Source organism: Pseudomonas sp. E141 (assembly GCF_052659885.1).
The window spans coordinates 4,186,133-4,205,546 of the sequence record NZ_CP084024.1; the positions used below are offsets into that span (position 1 = coordinate 4,186,133).

At 61.3% G+C, this 19,414-nt stretch carries 18 protein-coding genes; 8 read left to right on the forward strand and 10 right to left on the reverse strand.

What is annotated here, in order from left to right:
- Positions 1-84: 84 nt before the first annotated feature.
- The 4 genes from GKKCFE_RS18730 to GKKCFE_RS18745 all read right to left on the reverse strand — a co-directional run bounded on the left by GKKCFE_RS18730 (position 85) and on the right by GKKCFE_RS18745 (position 3,972).
- Positions 85-711 carry a C40 family peptidase gene (locus GKKCFE_RS18730; protein WP_047228723.1) on the reverse strand — a complete coding sequence of 209 codons (627 nt, stop codon included), beginning with the start codon at positions 709-711 and terminating at the stop codon, positions 85-87.
- 211 nt (positions 712-922) lie between these two features.
- Complete coding sequence (gene hda, locus GKKCFE_RS18735) at positions 923-1,627, reverse strand: DnaA regulatory inactivator Hda (RefSeq protein WP_003178999.1); 705 nt, start codon at positions 1,625-1,627, stop codon at positions 923-925.
- A 181-nt stretch (positions 1,628-1,808) separates the two neighbouring features.
- Positions 1,809-2,882 (reverse strand): AI-2E family transporter, encoded by a 1,074-nt coding sequence (locus GKKCFE_RS18740; protein ID WP_047228724.1) that lies wholly within the window; start codon positions 2,880-2,882, stop codon positions 1,809-1,811.
- Between the two features lie 31 nt (positions 2,883-2,913).
- Positions 2,914-3,972 (reverse strand): DUF2066 domain-containing protein, encoded by a 1,059-nt coding sequence (locus GKKCFE_RS18745; RefSeq protein WP_445576942.1) that lies wholly within the window; start codon positions 3,970-3,972, stop codon positions 2,914-2,916.
- Positions 3,973-4,337: 365 nt separating this feature from the next.
- Between GKKCFE_RS18745 and purM the strand changes: the two genes are divergently transcribed.
- The 4 genes from purM (at position 4,338) to GKKCFE_RS18765 (ending at position 7,388) form a co-directional block, all read left to right on the forward strand.
- On the forward strand, positions 4,338-5,396 hold the full coding sequence (purM, locus tag GKKCFE_RS18750; RefSeq protein ID WP_092457205.1) for a phosphoribosylformylglycinamidine cyclo-ligase: 1,059 nt from the start codon (positions 4,338-4,340) through the stop codon (positions 5,394-5,396).
- Positions 5,396-6,058 carry a phosphoribosylglycinamide formyltransferase gene (gene purN / locus GKKCFE_RS18755; protein ID WP_047228727.1) on the forward strand — a complete coding sequence of 221 codons (663 nt, stop codon included), beginning with the start codon at positions 5,396-5,398 and terminating at the stop codon, positions 6,056-6,058. The genes purM and purN overlap by 1 nt, the downstream gene beginning before the upstream one ends.
- Before the next feature lie 8 nt (positions 6,059-6,066).
- Positions 6,067-6,780, forward strand: a complete 714-nt coding sequence (locus GKKCFE_RS18760; protein ID WP_047228728.1) for a DUF3108 domain-containing protein — start codon at positions 6,067-6,069, stop codon at positions 6,778-6,780.
- 413 nt (positions 6,781-7,193) lie between these two features.
- Entirely contained in the window at positions 7,194-7,388 is a 195-nt protein-coding gene (locus tag GKKCFE_RS18765; protein ID WP_047228729.1) for a hypothetical protein, read from the forward strand.
- 123 nt (positions 7,389-7,511) lie between these two features.
- Here GKKCFE_RS18765 and GKKCFE_RS18770 read toward each other — a convergent pair whose 3' ends face one another.
- The 5 genes from GKKCFE_RS18770 to cysM all read right to left on the reverse strand — a co-directional run bounded on the left by GKKCFE_RS18770 (position 7,512) and on the right by cysM (position 13,702).
- Positions 7,512-8,051 carry a DUF2058 domain-containing protein gene (locus GKKCFE_RS18770; RefSeq protein WP_030142404.1) on the reverse strand — a complete coding sequence of 180 codons (540 nt, stop codon included), beginning with the start codon at positions 8,049-8,051 and terminating at the stop codon, positions 7,512-7,514.
- A gap of 26 nt (positions 8,052-8,077) precedes the next feature.
- Positions 8,078-8,911, reverse strand: a complete 834-nt coding sequence (mazG, locus tag GKKCFE_RS18775) for a nucleoside triphosphate pyrophosphohydrolase (RefSeq protein WP_445576943.1) — start codon at positions 8,909-8,911, stop codon at positions 8,078-8,080.
- Positions 8,912-9,082: 171 nt separating this feature from the next.
- The gene (gene relA / locus GKKCFE_RS18780; protein WP_047228731.1) at positions 9,083-11,329 is read right to left on the reverse strand and encodes a GTP diphosphokinase; all 2,247 of its coding nucleotides are present in this window, start codon (positions 11,327-11,329) and stop codon (positions 9,083-9,085) included.
- Positions 11,330-11,429: 100 nt separating this feature from the next.
- Entirely contained in the window at positions 11,430-12,800 is a 1,371-nt protein-coding gene (rlmD, locus tag GKKCFE_RS18785; protein ID WP_445576944.1) for a 23S rRNA (uracil(1939)-C(5))-methyltransferase RlmD, read from the reverse strand.
- Positions 12,800-13,702, reverse strand: a complete 903-nt coding sequence (gene cysM / locus GKKCFE_RS18790; protein ID WP_047228733.1) for a cysteine synthase CysM — start codon at positions 13,700-13,702, stop codon at positions 12,800-12,802. Before cysM ends, rlmD begins: the two co-directional genes overlap by 1 nt.
- Positions 13,703-13,997: 295 nt before the next feature.
- On the opposite strand from cysM, the gene GKKCFE_RS18795 reads away from it, so the two are divergent.
- The 4 genes from GKKCFE_RS18795 (at position 13,998) to GKKCFE_RS18810 (ending at position 18,825) form a co-directional block, all read left to right on the forward strand.
- A complete protein-coding gene (locus tag GKKCFE_RS18795; RefSeq protein WP_445578057.1) occupies positions 13,998-16,748 on the forward strand; it encodes a response regulator in 2,751 nt (916 codons plus the stop codon).
- 79 nt (positions 16,749-16,827) lie between these two features.
- Positions 16,828-17,817, forward strand: a complete 990-nt coding sequence (locus tag GKKCFE_RS18800) for a 2-hydroxyacid dehydrogenase (RefSeq protein ID WP_139049366.1) — start codon at positions 16,828-16,830, stop codon at positions 17,815-17,817.
- A 169-nt stretch (positions 17,818-17,986) separates the two neighbouring features.
- Positions 17,987-18,421, forward strand: coding sequence for a hypothetical protein (locus GKKCFE_RS18805; RefSeq protein ID WP_047228735.1), 435 nt, complete (start codon positions 17,987-17,989; stop codon positions 18,419-18,421).
- Positions 18,421-18,825, forward strand: coding sequence for an META domain-containing protein (locus GKKCFE_RS18810; protein ID WP_047228736.1), 405 nt, complete (start codon positions 18,421-18,423; stop codon positions 18,823-18,825). The genes GKKCFE_RS18805 and GKKCFE_RS18810 overlap by 1 nt, the downstream gene beginning before the upstream one ends.
- A 101-nt stretch (positions 18,826-18,926) precedes the next feature.
- Here GKKCFE_RS18810 and GKKCFE_RS18815 read toward each other — a convergent pair whose 3' ends face one another.
- Positions 18,927-19,394, reverse strand: coding sequence for a TlpA family protein disulfide reductase (locus GKKCFE_RS18815; RefSeq protein WP_445576945.1), 468 nt, complete (start codon positions 19,392-19,394; stop codon positions 18,927-18,929).
- Positions 19,395-19,414: the final 20 nt, after the last annotated feature.

Sequence of the window (19,414 nt, forward strand, 5' to 3'; positions counted from 1 at the left end):
TGCCATCAATCAATGATCATGGATTCTAGCGGCTATGAGGCAAACTTCAAGTAAGACTTTAAGTTTGCCTTACAAACTGTGAGCTTACTTGCGAGCAGTGACCACGGTCGGTGCCATCGCGAGTGCGCGCTTGGCTTCGATGAAGGTCTTGCTCCAGTAGCTGTCGCCCAGGCTGTCGATTCGCACGCCACCGCTGCGACGGCTGCTGGAATGGATGAACTGGTTGTCACCCAGGTAGATACCGGCGTGACTGACGCGACCACGACGACCGTTGGTAGCGAAGAACAGCAGGTCGCCCGGCTCAAGCTCGTTACGAGCAACCAGCGGGGCCTTCACGTTGATCATTTCGCGAGTGGAGCGCGGCAGGCTCATGCCAGCCTCTTCGCGAAACAGATACCCGATGAAACCGCTGCAATCGAAGCCGGCCTCGGAGGAACCGCCAAAACGATAGCGGGTACCGATCAAGGACATGCCCCGCTCCAGGATGCTGTCAGCCAGCACCGGAAGCTGATAAGGCTTGCTGCCGGCGAAGTCTGCCAGCTCTTTGTCGGTGGCCATTTCTTCCTCAAGTGCAACAGAGGAAGACTGGGCAGTAACGGAATTTTGAACCTGTGGTTGTTGCGCTTGCTGGGACACTGGAGAGTGGGCAGCACAACCGAACAACAGGGTAACGAGTGCGAGAGGCACCAGGGGTGCGAAGCGACTTAGCATGGGCACGACCGTGGCTGAAGTTGTAAAGATGGCGAGACTATGCCCACTATCAAGCTCATTTGCAAATTCAATCGATGCAAATGTGACTTCTCGGTTTTAGGTTTACATCTAAGCGCCCCAACCGTTTTCAACCCTCTGCAGCCTGCAGCCCAGAAGGGACGCGGGCTGTGCCGTGGTAGAAACAGGCTATAAGCCACTATTGCTGCGACTTCTACCAGCCAAGGGTTTCTTTCAAAAAAGGGATGGTCAGCTTGCGCTGGGCCTGAAGCGACGCCTGGTCGAGACGTTCGAGCAGTTCGAACAACGCGCTCATGCTGCGGGTGCCGCGGGTAAGGATGAAGTGCCCGACCTCATCGGTCAGGTGCAGGCCACGCCGGGAAGCGCGCAACTGCAATGCACGGAGCTTGTCTTCATCGGAGAGCGGGCGCATCTGGAAAATCAGCGCCAGGGTGAGACGGGACTTGAGATCGGCCAGCTTCACCGGCAGCTCCCGCGGCGACGTCGATGCAGCAATCAGCAAACGCCGGCCGCTGTCGCGTAACCGGTTGAACAGGTGAAACAGCGCTTCTTCCCAATCAGCCTTGCCGGCCACCGCCTGAAGATCATCCAGGCAGACCAGTTCGTACTGTTCAAGATTGTCGAGGATCTCTACGCCGCGATCCAGCAACTCGGCCAATGGCAGATACACCGCCGGCTCACCCAATTGCTCGAACCGCAGGCAAGCGGCCTGCAACAGATGCGTGCGCCCCACCCCGTCCTTGCCCCACAGATAAATCAGGCTCTCGGTCCAGCCGGCGTCGGCTTCGCAAAGCCGCTCGACATAGCCGAGTGCAGCGGCATTGGCGCCTGGGTAGTAGTTGATAAAGGTGGCGTCATCACGCAGACGCACACCTAGGGGCAGCTGAATCGGTTTCATGCTGACTGAACAGTTCCAAAAGAACCGTTAGTGGCCTCTGTGTAAAGTGCGCAAAGTTTATACCCGTGACGCGGACCGCACAATGCGCCGGACCACGAGCAAAATCAAAGGTTTGCAGCGACAGAACGATGGAGCGACGGTTTCCCTGACGCTGGGACAACCGCCGCGCCCGCCATTGGCGCTATAGCTCGGGGTCTTCGACGCCACTATAGATGTCTGAATCCTTGTACAGATCGTGCATATGACGCACCAGCACCATGATCACCGCCGCCACCGGCAGCGCCAGCAGGACCCCGGTAAAACCGAACAACTCACCCCCTGCCAGGATCGCAAAGATCACCGCCACTGGATGCAGGCCGATGCGATCACCCACCAGCAACGGTGTCAGCACCATGCCTTCCAGCGCTTGCCCGACCATGAACACCGCCACGATGCCGACCATCGGGTACAGATCACCGCCAAACTGGAACAAGCCGGCAATCAACGCCGCGCCGATACCGATGACGAAGCCCATGTAGGGCACGATGGCCGCCAGCCCGGCGATCAAGCCGATCAATAGCCCCAGCTCCAGGCCCACCAGCATCAATCCCGCCGCATAGATGAAGCCCAGCGCCACCATCACCAACAATTGCCCTCGCACAAACGCCCCCAACACTTCATGGCATTCGCCGGTCAGGGTCATGATGCGTTCTTCACGATGGCGTGGCAGCAGGCTGCGAATCTTGGCCATCATCAAGTCCCAGTCGCGCAGTAGATAAAAAGCCACCACCGGAATCAACACCAGGTTCGCCAGCCAACCGATCAACGCCAGCCCCGAGGCTGTGGCCTGGCTCAACACCACACCGACGATGTCAGAGGTCTGGCCCATATGCTCGCTGATGGCCGCCTTGACCTTGTCGAACTTCCAGAAGCCTTCAGCCAACCCCAGCCTCGACTGCACCCACGGCACGGCAGTGTGCTGTAACCAGTCGAGCATCTGCGGCGCCAGCTCGTACAGGCGCATCAGTTGCTTGGCCAGCATCGGTATCAGCACCAGCATCAGAGCAATGACAATCAAGATGATCAGCCCAAACACCGACACCACGCCCCAGGTCCTGGACAGGCCGAGTTTTTCCAGGCGATCTACCAGTGGGTCGAACAGATAGGCCAGGAGCAACGCAACCAGGAACGGCGTGAGGATCGGATGCAGCAAATAGATGAACACAAACAGCAGGGCGACCCCACCCAACCAGAACCAACGCCGCGTATCGCCCATGAACCACTCCTAGCTATATAAGAAAGAAAAACTACCAGCGAAACTGCAGGTTGGCGGTCGGCGCTGGCGCTGGCGCGGCGGCCGGAATGGAGCCATCAGCGGCTGGCTGGGGTACTGGCACTGGCGCGACGGCTTCGCCGGCAGGAATTTCCTGCAGTTTCGCCAGGGCCAATTGCGCTTTCAACTGTTCGGCGCTGCCCTTGACCCGATAAATGATCCGGTCCCCTTCAACCCGCTGCAACTGCCCACCGAACGGCTCGAGCAAACGCCCAAGCGCCGCATAACGCTCCAGGTTCATGCCCTGCACTTCCAGCAGCTGCTCGGTGGCCACGCCCGGCTTGGTAACGAAACGCGGCGCCAGGCGTTGACTCACCGCCAGCATCACCGCATCAGCCAGGGCGGCAGGGTCGGCGCCCTGGGCATTGCCCTGCTCGCGCTGGTCACCCTGCCACAAGCGCCAGGTCGCCTGCCATTGGCCGCCCTCTTCCTTGGCATGGACCGCCAGCAAGGCGTCTGCACCATAACGCTGCGATGCCTCGCGCAGCGGGGCCGGATCACTGCCTTCCAGGTTTGGTGCGGTAGCAACGATCTGCTCGCTCAAATCCGCCAGGGGCAGGTGCAGCGGCAGGCCGCGGTGCTGGGCGGCGCGGCGCAGTGGCTCGGCACTGCCCTGGCCATCGCCTACCAGGTTGGAACCTTCAGCCGAGTCGTTCAGCCACCAGCCCAGGATCGCAGGCCGATTCGCGCCCCACAGCGACAAGCCCGCCGAGCGCAAGGCCCGGTCAGTGCTCGCTGGATCGAAATCCACCTTGAGGCTTTCCGGCGGGCCGGCGTCGTAACCATATTGAAGAATGATCTGCTGGGGGTCCTTGCGGATCGCCGCCAGACCGGGATTCTGCGCGGCCTTGGCATCGCCGGTCAGGCGCAGCACCAGCGTGTCGAGGGCGCGCAAAGTCGCCTGGTCACGCTCTTGCGGGGCCTGGCTGCTGACCGGCTCGAGCACCTGATAGAGGCTATTGAGGTTTTCGGCATGGCTCGCCACGCTGATCAACGACAGGCAGCCCACAGACAAGAGTTTGAAAAAACGCATGGAAGATTCCCGGACATAACGGCTGGAACAGGCCGTGTGAAGAAAATTGAGCATGGCTGTGACCACAGCACCTGGCAAAACATTCACACACCCGCTGGAAGTTTCGCACTGTCATAACCATAGCCGGTTACCGCTACACCTTATACAGACGCATCGCGCAGCACCAATAGGAGAAATATCGGTTTTTTTCCAAGGATATGTCCCTGCCCGTCGGCGCGAGGATGGCCGCTGCCCCTCAAGCCTGATAAAATCGCGCGCCTTCGCAGACCGGCAATGGCTGGGCACCCGGAATAATTCGTACAACGGTTATTCAATGGCCCCGGCGGTCGGTCGTTACCCAGAAATCCCCCCTAAAGGCCTGGATCATGAGCAAGCAACCCTCCCTGAGCTACAAGGACGCCGGTGTAGACATCGACGCCGGTGAAGCATTGGTCGAACGCATCAAGAGCGTCGCCAAGCGCACTGCGCGCCCGGAAGTCATGGGCGGCCTGGGCGGTTTCGGCGCCCTCTGCGAGATCCCGGCCGGCTACAAGCAACCGGTGCTGGTTTCGGGCACTGACGGCGTCGGCACCAAGCTGCGTCTGGCCCTGAACCTGAACAAGCATGACAGCATCGGCATCGACCTGGTGGCCATGTGCGTGAACGACCTGGTGGTGTGCGGCGCCGAGCCGCTGTTCTTCCTCGACTACTACGCCACCGGCAAACTGAACGTCGACACCGCCGCCCAGGTGGTAACCGGCATTGGCGCCGGCTGCGAGCTGTCCGGCTGCTCCCTGGTCGGCGGCGAAACCGCTGAAATGCCAGGCATGTACGAAGGCGAAGACTACGACCTGGCCGGCTTCTGCGTCGGTGTCGTGGAAAAATCCGAAATCATCGACGGTTCGAAAGTCGCCACTGGCGATGCCCTGCTCGCCCTGCCATCGTCCGGCCCGCACTCCAACGGTTACTCGCTGATCCGCAAGATCATCGAAGTCTCGGGTGCCGACATCGAGAACACCCAGCTCGACGGCAAGCCACTGGCCGACCTGCTGATGGCCCCGACCCGCATCTACGTCAAGCCGCTGCTCAAGCTGATCAAGGACACCGGCGCGGTCAAGGCCATGGCCCACATCACCGGCGGCGGCCTGCTGGACAACATCCCGCGCGTACTGCCAAAAGGCGCCCAGGCGGTGGTTGACGTGGCGAGCTGGACCCGTCCGGCCGTGTTCGACTGGCTGCAAGAGAAAGGCAACGTCGATGAAACCGAAATGCACCGCGTGCTGAACTGCGGCGTAGGCATGGTGATCTGCGTGGCCCAGGAGCACGTTGAAACGGCCCTGAATGTACTGCGTGAAGCCGGCGAGCAACCTTGGGTCATCGGCCAGATCAGTACCGCCGCCGAAGGCGCTGCCCAGGTCGAGCTGAAAAACCTTAAGGCTCACTGATGCAAGAACAGAAGTCTGCAACCTGTGATGTCGTGGTGCTGTTGTCCGGCACCGGCAGCAACTTGCAGGCCCTGATCGACAGCACGCGGACCGGCGATAGCCCGGTCCGCATCCGCGCGGTGATTTCCAACCGCGCCGATGCCTACGGCCTGCAACGCGCCAGGGATGCGGGTATCGACACCCGCGTCCTGGATCACAAAGCGTTCGATGGCCGCGAAGCCTTCGATGCCGCGCTGATCGAACAGATCGACACGTTCAATCCGCAACTGGTGGTCCTGGCCGGCTTCATGCGCATCCTCAGCGCCGGCTTCGTGCGTCACTACCAGGGCCGCCTGTTCAATATCCATCCATCGCTGCTGCCCAAATACAAAGGGTTACACACTCACCAGCGCGCGCTGGAGGCCGGAGACACGGAGCATGGCTGCTCGGTGCACTTCGTCACCGAGGAACTCGATGGCGGACCACTGGTCGTACAGGCAGTAATACCGGTAGAGTTGCACGACACGCCGCAAAGCCTGGCCCAACGGGTTCACGCCCGGGAACACCAGATCTACCCGATGGCCGTGCGTTGGTTTGCCGAAGGCCGGCTGACCCTCGACGATCGCGGTGCCTCACTGGACGGCCAGTTGCTCGCCGCCAGCGGCCATTTGATTCGATACTAGGAGATTTTATGCGTCGCGCCCTGCTCTTCGCTTGCGCTCTGCTTGCCCTGCCCCTGGCACAGGCCGCAGACCTTCAACCGTTCTCCGCCAGCTACACCGCCGACTGGAAACAGCTGCCCATGAGCGGCACCGCCGAGCGCAGCCTGACCAAAGAGGCCAACGGCACCTGGAAGCTGAGCTTCAAGGCTTCGATGATGATCGCCAGCCTGACGGAAGAAAGCACCCTGACCCTGGACAAGGACACACTGCTGCCACAGTCCTACCACTTTGAACGTGGCGGCTTGGGCAAGGCCAAGAAAGCCGATCTGGATTTCGACTGGAACACGAAGATGGTCACCGGTACCGATCGCGGCGATCCGGTCAAACTGCCACTCAACCGTGGCATGGTCGATAAATCCACTTATCAGTTGGCCCTGCAGCACGACGTGGCGGCCGGCAAGAAAAGCATGAGTTATCAGGTTGTCGATGATGGCGAGATCGACACCTACGACTTCCGCGTACTGGGCCCGGAGAAGGTCGATACCAAAGCCGGCCAGATCGACGCGATCAAGGTCGAGCGCGTGCGCGACCCGACAAAAAGCAAACGCATCACGGTGCTCTGGTTCGCCAAGGATTGGGATTACCTGCTGGTACGCCTGCAACAGGTCGAGACCGACGGCAAGGAGTACAACATCATGCTCCAGGACGGTACGGTCAACGGCAAGGCTGTCAAAGGCAGCTGATCCACACCGATATCAAGAGAAGCCCCGCCCAGTGCGGGGCTTTTTTATGCGCGGATTTCCTGAACACTAAAACTGCACCCGTACAAAGTTAACCTGTGGAAGATGAATCGGTGGGAGCGAGCCTGCTCGCGATAGCGCTAGGTCAGCCGGCATCGGTATTGACTGATACACCGTTATCGCGAGCAGGCTCGCTCCCACAAGGTGACTGCCCGACATTCCCCCCCAAAACATGAAAACTTCTTCATGAAAAACACCCTGCGACCGAATGCCGCGCATTGCCTGACCTGCGGGATCGCTGAGTTTTTCATGAAATTTTCTTAACAGGCCCAGGCATTTACTTAGCCGGCTACCCAAATCTATAACAAAGTCCTGCACACGCCTTGCTGCAGATAACAGAGATTGGAGCTTGCAAGATGACTGTGAAAGTAACTGAACGCGATGACGCTCATATGTCCCACGAAGGTATTGCCGCCGGTATCCGCATCTGGGACGTACACCAACAGGACCTGCTGGTGGGGATGTTCCACTCCGAGACGGATGCCCATAACTACAAAGCCGAGCTGGAATGCCAGGAAAGGCAGCGCTCGGCTGAAATGACAGAATCCTGAACGATAAGAATCCCTGTGGGAGCGAGCCTGCTCGCGATAGCGGTGGATCAGCGACATCAATGTTGGCTGACAGACCGCCATCGCGAGCAGGCTCGCTCCCACAGTTTAGTGTTCAGTTCATCCTTACCACATCAAATCATCAGGGATCTGATACGCCGCATACGGATCATCAGCATCCACTTCTTCGGTCTGGGTATTGAGCTGCACGATGCGCTTGGGATCGCGCTCCTGGATTTTCAGGGCCGCTTCGCGCGGGATCACTTCGTAGCCGCCGGCATGATGGACGATCGCCAGCGAGCCGCTGCTCAACTTGTTGCGCATCAGCGTGTTGACCGAGATGCGCTTGACCTTCTTGTCGTCGACAAAGTTGTAATAATCCTCAGTGGTCAGCTTCGGCAAACGCGAGACTTCGATCAATTGCTTGATCTGCGCGGCCCGGGCTTTCTGCTCGGCTTTTTCCTGCTGCTGACGGTTGAGCTCCTGATCGCGCTTGACCTTCTCGGCCATGGCCTCTTGGGCGGCGCGCTGCTGGGAGTCATCCAGTTCGATCTGGCCCTTGTGGGCCAGGCGCTGCTGTTTCTGTTTCTCTTTGCCGACCTGCTTGGCCTGCTTTTGGTTGACCAGCCCTGCTTTGAGCAACTGGTCGCGAAGGGAAAGGCTCATGGTGCTTACTCACTTAGGCAACAGCCTCAGCCACAGCTGGGCAAATTCTTTTCCTGACGTTTGGCTTCGCCCCATAAGGCGTCCAACTCTTCGAGGGTGCAATCTTCCATGGGACGGTGGGTGTCGCGCAATGCCTGTTCGATAAATCGGAAACGTCGCTCGAATTTCCCATTGGCGTCACGCAGGGCCGTTTCCGGGTCGATTTTCAGGTGCCGGGCCAGGTTCACTACGCTGAACAGCAGGTCGCCGATCTCATCGCTGATGGCCACCGAATCGTTGTCAGCCATCGCTTCGAGGACTTCGTCCAGCTCCTCCCGGACCTTGTCGAGCACCGGCAACGGGCCTGGCCAGTCGAAACCGACCTGAGCCGCACGTTTTTGCACCTTCGCCGAGCGGGACAACGCCGGCAAGGCAACGGGTACATCGTCAAGCAACGACAGCTGCTCCGGTGCCGAGGCCTTCTCGGCCCGCTCCTCGGCCTTGATTTCTTCCCAGCGCTGCTTGACCTGTTCTTCGCTCAGGCGCGGGATGTCCACGGGCGCGTAGAGGTCACCGGTAGGAAATACATGGGGATGGCGGCGGATCAGCTTGCGGGTGATGCTATCGACCACGCCGGCGAATTCGAAGCGGTTTTCCTCCCGCGCCAACTGGCTGTAATACACCACCTGAAACAACAGGTCACCCAGCTCACCCTGCAAGTGATCGAAGTCGCCACGCTCAATGGCATCGGCCACTTCGTAGGCTTCTTCCAGGGTATGGGGGACGATGGTCGCGTAGGTCTGCTTGATGTCCCACGGGCACCCGTACTGCGGGTCGCGCAGACGGTTCATCAGATGGAGCAGGTCTTCAAGGCTGTACATCAATCCAACTCATCACAAATCACCCTGTGGGAAATAATCCAATGGGAGTATGCCTGTGGGAGCAAAGCTTGCTCGCGATTGAGGTGGTGGCCCCAACGTATGTCGGAACTGATCCACCGCTATCGCGAGCAAGCTTGCTCCCACAGGCTCGCTCCCACATTTGGACCGCGCTTAACCCGGCGTGCGATTACGCCGGGTCTCGATGATGTTCGGCAGTTGGGAAATCCGCCCCAGCAACCGCCCCAGCGCATCCAATCCCGGAATCTCGATGGTCAGGGACATCAGCGCCGTGTTGTCTTCCTTGTTCGAACGGGTGTTGACCGCCAACACGTTGATCCGCTCGTTCAACAACACCTGGGACACGTCACGCAGCAGGCCGGAACGGTCGTAGGCGCGAATGATGATGTCCACCGGGTAGGTGAGCACCGGCACCGGGCCCCAACTGACCTGGATGATCCGCTCCGGCTCACGGCCGGCCAGTTGCAGCACCGAAGCACAGTCCTGGCGGTGGATGCTCACCCCACGGCCCTGGGTGATGTAGCCGACGATCGCATCCCCAGGCAACGGCTGGCAGCAGCCGGCCATCTGGGTCATCAGGTTGCCCACGCCCTGGATCTGGATGTCGCCGCGCTTGCCGGGCTTGTAGCCGGTGGCCTTGCGCGGGATCAGTTCCAACTGCTCGTTGCCGCGTTCCGGCTCCACCAGTTGCTGGGCCAGGTTGACCAGTTGCGCCAGGCGCAAGTCGCCGGCACCGAGGGCGGCGAACATGTCTTCGGCGGTCTTCATGTTGGCCTTTTCGGCCAGCTTGTCGAAATCCACCTGCGGCAGGCCCAGGCGACTGAGTTCGCGCTCGAGCAAAGTCTTGCCGGCGGCGACGTTCTGGTCGCGGGCCTGCAATTTGAACCAGTGAACGATTTTCGCCCGCGCTCGCGATGTGGTGATGTAGCCCAGGTTCGGGTTCAGCCAGTCGCGGCTCGGCGTGCCGTGTTTACTGGTGATGATCTCGACCTGCTCACCGGTTTGCAGGCTGTAGTTGAGCGGCACGATCCGCCCGTTGATCTTGGCGCCACGGCAGTTGTGGCCGATCTCGGTGTGGACGCGATAGGCAAAGTCCAGCGGCGTGGCGCCCTTGGGCAGGTCGATGGCGTGGCCGTCGGGGGTGAAGATGTAGACCCGATCCGGCTCGATATCGACCCGCAATTGTTCGGCCAGACCGCCGATATCACCGAGCTCTTCATGCCACTCGAGCACCTGACGCAGCCAGGAGATTTTCTCTTCGTAGTGGTTGGAGCCCGACTTGACGTCGGTGCCCTTGTATTTCCAATGGGCGCAAACACCCAGCTCGGCTTCCTCGTGCATGGCGTGGGTGCGAATCTGCACTTCCAGCACCTTGCCCTCCGGGCCGATCACCGCCGTGTGCAGCGAGCGATAGCCGTTTTCCTTCGGGTTGGCGATGTAGTCGTCGAACTCCTTGGGAATGTGCCGCCACAAGGTGTGCACGATACCCAGCGCGGTGTAGCAGTCGCGCATTTCCGGGACCAGTACGCGAACGGCGCGAACGTCGTAGATCTGGCTGAACTCCAGACCTTTGCGCTGCATTTTGCGCCAGATCGAATAGATGTGCTTGGCCCGGCCGCTGATGTCGGCCTCCACGCCGGTGGCCTGCAATTCTTCCCTCAACTGGGTCATCACATCCGTGATGAAGCGCTCGCGATCCAGGCGCCGCTCATGTAGCAACTTGGCGATCTGCTTGTACTGGTCGGGCTCCAGGTAGCGGAAGGACAGGTCCTCCAGCTCCCACTTGATATGGCCGATGCCAAGGCGATGGGCCAGGGGGGCGTAGATGTCGAACACTTCCCGGGCGACGCGGTTGCGCTTTTCGTCGTCGGCGGATTTCACCGCGCGGATCGCGCAGGTGCGTTCGGCCAGTTTGATCAGTGCGACGCGCACGTCGTCGACCATGGCCACCAGCATCTTGCGCAGGTTCTCCACCTGGCCCTGGGTGCCCAGGACCATGGACTGGCGCGGACTGAGACTGGCACTGATCGCCGCCATGCGCAGCACGCCGTCAATCAGCTTGGCGACCACCGTGCCAAAACGCTGGCTGACCACCGGCAATTGGATCTGCCCTTCGCGCACACCGCGGTATAGCACCGCAGCCACCAGGGAGTCCTGGTCGAGCTTGAGGTCGGCAAGGATTTCGGCGATCTCAAGGCCCGTCTGAAAACTCGAGGTGCCTTCGGACCAGAGGTTCTTCGCCGCGTTGTGCTGCTGTTCCGCTTCACGCGCGAACTCGCAGGCTTCTTTCAAGGCTTCGCGATCCAGTGCCGTGTCGATACTGACCGCGTGATCGAGCCAAGCCTCGAGATTGATACTGCCGTCGGTGTTGATCGGCTGGTGTGCTCTCACCTGTACCATCTTTACATACCTTCCCTATGACGCAGATTCAATGCGTCAATAACGCTGACCTTCGTTGCCCGTGTCCCCGCCCAGGGCTGTGGCGGTTGGCACGAACGGGTCAGTCGGACAAGCCATCCTGGCTCGCTTCAAATAACGCCATGGCCTCGACATGTGCCGTCTGAGGAAACATATCGAGAATCCCGGCACGTTTTAACCGGTAGCCCTGCTTGATCAATTCGACCGTGTCCCGGGCCAAAGTTGCCGGGTTGCACGATACATATACCAACCGCCTGGCGCCCAGGGATGCCAGTTTGCGCACCACCTCGAAAGCACCGTCGCGGGGTGGGTCCAAGAGTACCGCAGAAAAGCCTTCGCCGACCCACTCGGCACCCGACAACGGCTGGGATAAATCGGCCTGAAAAAAGGCAGTGTTATTCAAATTGTTGCTGACGGCATTGGCCGCCGCGCGGTCAACCATGGCCTGTACACCTTCCACCGCCACCACTTGGCGCACCGCCTTGGCCAGGGGCAAGGCAAAGTTGCCCAACCCGCAGAACAAGTCCAGCACCCGCTCCTCGGCTCGGGGCGCGAGCCACTCCAGGGCTTGGGCCACCATCGCCTCGTTGACCCCGGCATTGACCTGGATGAAATCCCCCGGCCGGTAAGCCAGCTCCAGGTCCCAGGCCTCAAGGCGATAACCCAGCGTCTGTCCCGGTTCGACCGGTTGCGGCTCGCCCTCACCCTGCAGCCACAACTGGGCTTGGTGGGCGGCGCAGAAATCCTTGAGAATCGTCAGGTCAGGCGCCGACAGTGGCGACACGTGCCGCAGCAACACCGCCAGGGACGAGCCAGCGAACAATTCCACATGTCCCAGCGCCTGGGGCTTGCTAAGGCGACGGAGCATGTCCGGCAAGCGACTCATGATCGGCTGCAAGGGTTGTACCAGTACCGGGCAATCGCCGATGGCCACGATGTCCTGGCTGCCGACGGCACGAAAACCCACTTCGAGTTTTTTTGCCTTCTGATCCCAGCGCACCGCCACGCGGGCACGACGCCGGTAACCCAGTTCCGGCCCGCTCAATGGCGCAGCCCATTCATCCGGCTGCACGCCGGCGACCCGCGACAACTGCTCGGCGAGCATGCGCTGTTTCAGGGCGAGCTGTTCGTTGTGGGGCAAATGCTGGACGCTGCAACCGCCGCAGCGACCGGCATGCACGCACGGCGCCGCACGGCGCAGTTCACTGGACAGGAACACTCGCTCAGTGCGGGCCTCGACCACTTTGCCATGGGCCCCCAGCACCCGCGCCTCGACCTCTTCGCCGGCCAGGGCGCCGATCACGAACCAGGTGCGCCCGTCCAGAAAGGCAATGCCCCGGCCATCGTTGGCCAAGCGTTCGATGGTCAAGCGCTGCTTCTTTCCGGTGGGCACCTGCGGGGCCCGGCTTCCGCCGCTGGGCTGGAAGCGCAGACCTCTTTCTTGCTTGGCCATCAGTTGGGCGCGTCGAAAATGCCGGTCGACAAGTAGCGGTCGCCGCGGTCGCAGATGATCGCGACAATGACCGCGTTTTCGACTTCCTGGGACAAGCGCAGCATGCCCGCCACGGCACCGCCCGAAGACACACCGCAAAAGATGCCTTCTTCACGGGCCAGACGACGGGTGATGTCCTCGGCCTCGCTCTGGGCCATGTCGATAATGCGGTCCACGCGGTCGGCCTGGTAGATTTTCGGCAGATACTCCTCGGGCCAGCGACGGATGCCGGGGATGGCCGAGCCTTCCATCGGTTGCAGGCCGATGATCTGCACGTTCGGGTTCTGTTCTTTCAAATAGCGCGAGGTGCCCATGATGGTGCCGGTGGTGCCCATCGAGCTGACGAAATGGGTGATGGTGCCATCGGTCTGGCGCCAGATCTCAGGGCCAGTGGTGGTGTAGTGGGCTTCGGGGTTGTCACCATTGGCGAACTGGTCGAGCACCTTGCCGCGACCCTCGGCCTGCATCCGCTCGGCCAGGTCCCGGGCGCCCTCCATGCCTTCGTCTTTGCTCACCAGGATCAATTCGGCGCCATAGGCGGTCATTGCGGCCTTGCGCTCGGCACTGGAGTTGTCGGGCATGATCAGGATCATCTTGTAGCCCTTGATCGCCGCCGCCATGGCCAGGGCGATGCCGGTGTTACCGGAAGTCGCCTCGATCAGCGTATCGCCGGGGCGGATCTGCCCGCGCAATTCACCACGGGTGAGCATCGACAGCGCCGGCCGGTCCTTGACCGAACCCGCCGGGTTATTCCCTTCGAGCTTGAGCAAAAGCGTATTGCTGGTCACGCCGGGCAGGCGCTGCAAACGAACCAGCGGAGTGTTGCCGACGCAATCGGCGATAGTGGGGTACTGCACGGTCATGGCGTATTCGCAATCCGGACTGCGGGGGCGCCTATCATACCGGCAAACCTTGCCCGGCCATATCACGCAAAGTGTGGTGGTTATGGCTTATGGGAATAAGCAACGAAAGTGGGCTGCAAGCTGCAACTCAGAAATCCTGATTGAAGGGATCGCCGAGGCACGGCAACCGGCGAGACCGATGCACGGCGACATGAATTTTACGAAGATTGCCTGCCCGCAAGTCGCTACACTGCGCAGGTATTGCGTGCCGGATGCGCGCGAAGCTCAAACAGACCGCTGGATGCAGGAGAAAAGTGTGCTCAAGAAACTGGGAATCAAAGGCCGCGTGCTGTTGCTGACCCTGTTGCCGACCAGCCTGATGGCGCTGGTCCTGGGCGGCTACTTCACCTGGATGCAGCAATCGGACTTGCATGCCCAGTTGCTGCAGCGTGGCGAGATGATCGCCGAACAGCTGGCGCCGCTGGTCGCCCCGGCCATGAGCCACCAGGACACCGATCTGCTGGAGCGGATCGCCACCCAGTCCCTCGAGCAAGCGGATGTGCGCGCCGTGACCTTCCTGGCCCCTGATCGCACATCGCTGGCCCACGCCGGCCCGACCATGCTCAACCGAGCCCCGGAGGGCAACAGTGCCCAATTGCTGCAACGCACCGGCAACGATGCCACGCGTTACCTGCTGCCAGTATTCGGCAAGCACCGCAACCTGGCCGGCGAGCTGATTCCCGAAGAAGCCGATCGGCTGCTGGGTTGGGTCGAACTGGAGTTGTCCCACAGTGGCATGTTGCTGCGCGGCTATCGCAGCCTGTTCGCCAGCCTGCTGTTGATCAGCGCCGGCCTGTGCCTGACCGCACTGCTGGCGTTGCGTATGGGTCGCACGATCAACCGACCCCTGAGCCAGATCAAGCAAGCCGTGGCGCAACTCAAGGACGGTCACCTGGAAACCCGTCTGCCGCCTCTGGGCAGCCAGGAACTGGATGAGCTGGCGTCGGGCATCAATCGCATGGCCAGCACCTTGCAGAATGCCCAGGAAGAGTTGCAGCACAGCATCGACCAGGCCACTGAAGACGTGCGCCAGAATCTGGAAACCATCGAGATCCAGAACATCGAGCTGGACCTGGCCCGTAAGGAAGCCCTGGAAGCGAGCCGGATCAAGTCCGAATTCCTGGCGAACATGAGCCATGAAATCCGTACGCCGCTCAACGGCATCCTCGGCTTCACCCATCTGCTGCAGAAAAGCGAATTGACCCCGCGTCAGCTCGATTACCTGGGCACCATTGAAAAATCCGCCGACAGCCTGCTGGGCATCATCAACGAGATTCTCGATTTCTCGAAGATCGAGGCCGGCAAACTGGTGCTGGACAACATTCCGTTCAACCTGCGGGACTTGTTGCAGGACACCCTGACCATCCTCGCCCCGGCAGCCCACGCCAAACAACTGGAGCTGGTGAGCCTGGTCTACAGGGACACGCCCCTGTCGCTGGTGGGTGATCCGCTGCGCCTCAAGCAGATCCTGACCAACCTGGTGAGCAATGCCATCAAGTTCACCCGCGAAGGCACCATCATCGCCCGCGCCATGATGGAAGACGAACACGAAGACAGCGTGCAACTGCGCATCAGCATTCAGGACACCGGTATCGGCCTGTCGAACCAGGACGTGCGGGCCCTGTTCCAGGCGTTCAGCCTGGCCGACAATTCCTTGTCCCGGCAACCGGGTGGCACCGGCTTGGGCCTGGTGATTTCCAAGCGCCTGGTGGAGCAGATGGGTGGCGAAATCGGCGTGGACAGCACGCCGGGCGAAGGCTCGGAGTTCTGGATCAGCCTGCGCCTGCCCAAGACCCGTGACGACGCCGAAGATTTGCCTGGCCCGCCGCTACTGGGTCGGCGCGTAGCGGTGCTGGAAAACCATGAACTGGCCCGTCAGGCCCTGCAACACCAGCTCGAGGACTGCGGTCTGGTGGTGACACCGTTCAACACCCTGGAAAACCTGACCAACGGTGTGACCGTCGCCCACCAGACCGATCAGGCGATCGACCTGGCGGTGCTGGGCATCACCAGCAACGACATGCCGCCGGAACGCCTCAGCCAACACATCTGGGATCTTGAGCATCTGGGCTGCAAGGTACTGGTGCTGTGCCCCACCACTGAACAGACGCTGTACCACCTCTCCGTGCCCAACCCCCACAGCCAATTGCAGGCCAAGCCGGCCTGCACGCGCAAGTTGCGCCGCTCGCTTTCCGACCTGGTCAACCCGCGTCCGCCCCGCAACGAACCCAACGAACCGGTGGGCAGCCGCGCGCCCAAAGTGCTGTGCGTGGACGACAACCCGGCCAACCTGCTGTTGGTACAAACGCTGCTCGAAGACATGGGCGCCAAGGTGCTAGCGGTGGAAAGCGGTTATGCGGCGGTCAAGGCCGTGCAAAAGGAAACCTTCGACCTGGTGCTGATGGATGTCCAGATGCCCGGCATGGACGGTCGCCAGAGCACCGAGGCGATCCGCCAATGGGAAAGCGAGCGTCATTGCACGCCGCTGCCAATCGTCGCCCTCACCGCCCACGCCATGGCCAACGAAAAACGCGCCCTGCTGCAAAGTGGCATGGATGACTACCTGACCAAGCCCATCAGCGAACGGCAACTAGCCCAGGTGGTGCTTAAATGGACCGGCCTGGCCCTGCGTAACCAGGCGCCGGACCGGAGCACCGACGCTCAGGGCGGCAGCGAACTGCTGGTGCTCGATCATGAGGAAGGCCTGCGCCTGGCCGCCGGCAAGGCCGATCTGGCGGCGGACATGCTGGCAATGCTGCTGGCGTCCCTGGAAGCCGACCGCGAAGCGATTCGCCAGGCCAGCGAGGCCAATGATCACAACGCCCTGATCGAACGGGTCCACCGCCTGCATGGCGCCACTCGCTACTGCGGCGTACCGCAATTGCGCGCCGCCTGCCAGCGCAGCGAGACCCTGCTCAAGCAACAGGACCCCAAGGCCGAGGCCGCTTTGCAGGAACTGGAACGTGCCATCGACCGCCTGGCTAACGAGGCACGCATCAGCGCCTGATCCAGGGCAATAGCCCAAAACCCGGGATCAAGGAAAATCTAAACGCCTAGAGGCTTATCTTTTGTGCCAGGAGGCCGCCATGCGCGCGATTCTTTTCAGCAGCCAGACCTACGACCGCGACAGTTTCAGCAAAACCCCGGCGCCCGCTGGCCTTGAACTGCAGTATCAGCCGGCACGCCTGAACCTCGACACCGTGGCCCTGGCCGAACACCATGAAGTGGTGTGCGCCTTCATCAACGACGACCTGAGTGCCCCGGTGCTGGAGCGGCTGGCACAGGGCGGCACGCGGCTGATCGCCCTGCGCTCTGCCGGCTATAACCATGTCGACCTGGCCGCTGCCAAACGGCTGGGGTTGAGTATCGTCCGGGTGCCGGCGTATTCGCCCCATGCCGTGGCCGAGCATGCCGTGGCGCTGATCATGGCCCTCAATCGCTGCTTGCATCGCGCTTACAACCGCACCCGGGACGGCAATTTCAGCCTCCATGGGCTGACCGGTTTCGATCTGGTGGGCAAGACGGTCGGCGTGATCGGCACCGGGCAGATCGGCGCGACGTTCGCGCGGATCATGGCCGGCTTCGGCTGCCGGTTATTGGCCTACGATCCGTCCCCCAACCCGCAGGTCCAAGCCCTGGGCGCTCGTTACCTGCCCTTGGCCGATCTGCTGGCGCAAGCACAGATCATCAGCCTGCATTGCCCGCTCAACGAGCAGAGCCGACATTTGATCAACGCCGATTCATTGGCTGCCATGCAACGTGGCGTGATGCTGATCAACACCGGACGCGGCGGCCTGGTGGACACACCCGCCTTGATCGAGGCGTTGAAAAGCGGTCAGTTGGGCTATTTGGGGCTGGATGTCTATGAGGAAGAAGCGCAACTGTTCTTCGAGGACCGCTCCGACCTGCCCTTGCAGGATGATGTGCTGGCTCGGTTGCTGACGTTCCCCAACGTGGTGGTCACCGCGCATCAGGCCTTCCTGACCCATGAAGCGTTGGCCGCCATCGCCGCGACAACCCTGGACAACATCGGCGCCTGGGCCGCCGGCACCCCACAAAACCTGGTGGACAGCTGAGCATTACCCTTGTGGGAGCGAGCCTGCTCGCGATTACGATGGGCCTGTCAGCATGGCGTCGACTGACGCCCCGCTATCGCGAGCAGGCTCGCTCCCACAGGGGATTTCGTCGCCTGGATCATCCCAACCCATGGCCCGTGCTAGCATATCGCGCCTATCTGGAGGACCCATGGCCGAACACGATTTCCGCTACACCCTGATGAACCCGCAACACACCCTGACCGAGGTCCGCGCCCTGGCGCCGGGCCGTTATCAGGTCACCGGCAACGGCGGTTCGATTCAGGCCAACGATGTGCTGCTCGTCACCCTCAAAGGCAGCAAGGATTTGTCCATGCGCCTGACCGTGGACACCGTTCGGCACTTGCTCAAGCCCATGGGTCAATGGACCGCCATGACCACCGGCCCGGTGTTCGGGGAGCTGGCGATCCACACCTGGCAGGTCAACTGCGACCGCTGCGCCAAGCAACTGAGCTTTGAATTTGCCGTCGACGCCAAGCTCGGCGTCAAGGCGCAGAAGCCGGCCGCCACCGCGCGCATTGCCGAGCTGGGCTGGACCACCGTCGGTGAAAAACACCTGTGCCCGACCTGCCAGGAAGCCGCCTGATGAAACGCCTGGCCCTGACCGCGCTGATCGGCGCCGGCCTGATGGGTTGCGCCGCCGAGCCGGTGCAATTGCAGCAAAACCGCAGCTACATCCTGGAATGGATTGGCGAACGGCCCTTGATGGACTACAGCAACCTGACCATCACCCTCGGGGACGACGGTCGGGCCTACGGCAACGGCGGCTGTAACCACTGGTTCGCGCCCTACACCCTGGAAGGCCACCGATTGAGCTTCGGCAAGATCGGCAGCACCCGCAAACTCTGCGCCCCGGCGCTGATGGAGCAGGAGACGCGCTTTTTGCAGGCCTTGGAAAAGGTCGAACGCTGGGACATCTCGCCCATCGAGCAAATGCGCTTCTGGCCGGCCCAGGGCAAGCCCCTGCGGTGGTGGCTGGAGGAAGGTTGAGACCCGTTAAAACACGGACATAGCTTGCACCCGTGGCGCGGGAGCAAGCTCCCTCGCCACAAAAGCCTCCTTGCCTCCTTGCCCATTGCCACAAAGAGGGGTTATTTGAACGCCTGCAACGCCTCAAGCTTGGCCATCACCCCCGCCGCTGTCTGTTCCCCCAGCATCTGCTCGCGCACCTTGCCCTGGTTGTCGATGATGTAAGTCACCGGTAACCCTTCGCTGCGCGGGATATCAAAAAAGTCGGCCGGGTCCCGGGCCAGCACGGTGAAGCGGATGCCCATTTTCTCGCTCGCGCTCTTGAGCTCCTCACCTTGCACCTGATCAAAATTGACCCCGAACACCCCCACGTTACGGCCCTTGAGCTGTTCGGCCAGGGCATTGAACTCGGGGATTTCGGTACGGCACGGTGCGCACCACTCGGCCCAGTAGTTGAGCACCACCCACTGTTTGTCCAGCCGTTTTGAGGCGATAGCCTGGCCGTTCTGGTCAACTCCGTAGTCATTCCCGCAGCCGGCGAGCAACACAATCCCCATGAATGCCAGTGCCGTCGTCAATCGCCTTGCCATGTGCCAATCCTTGTATTGAA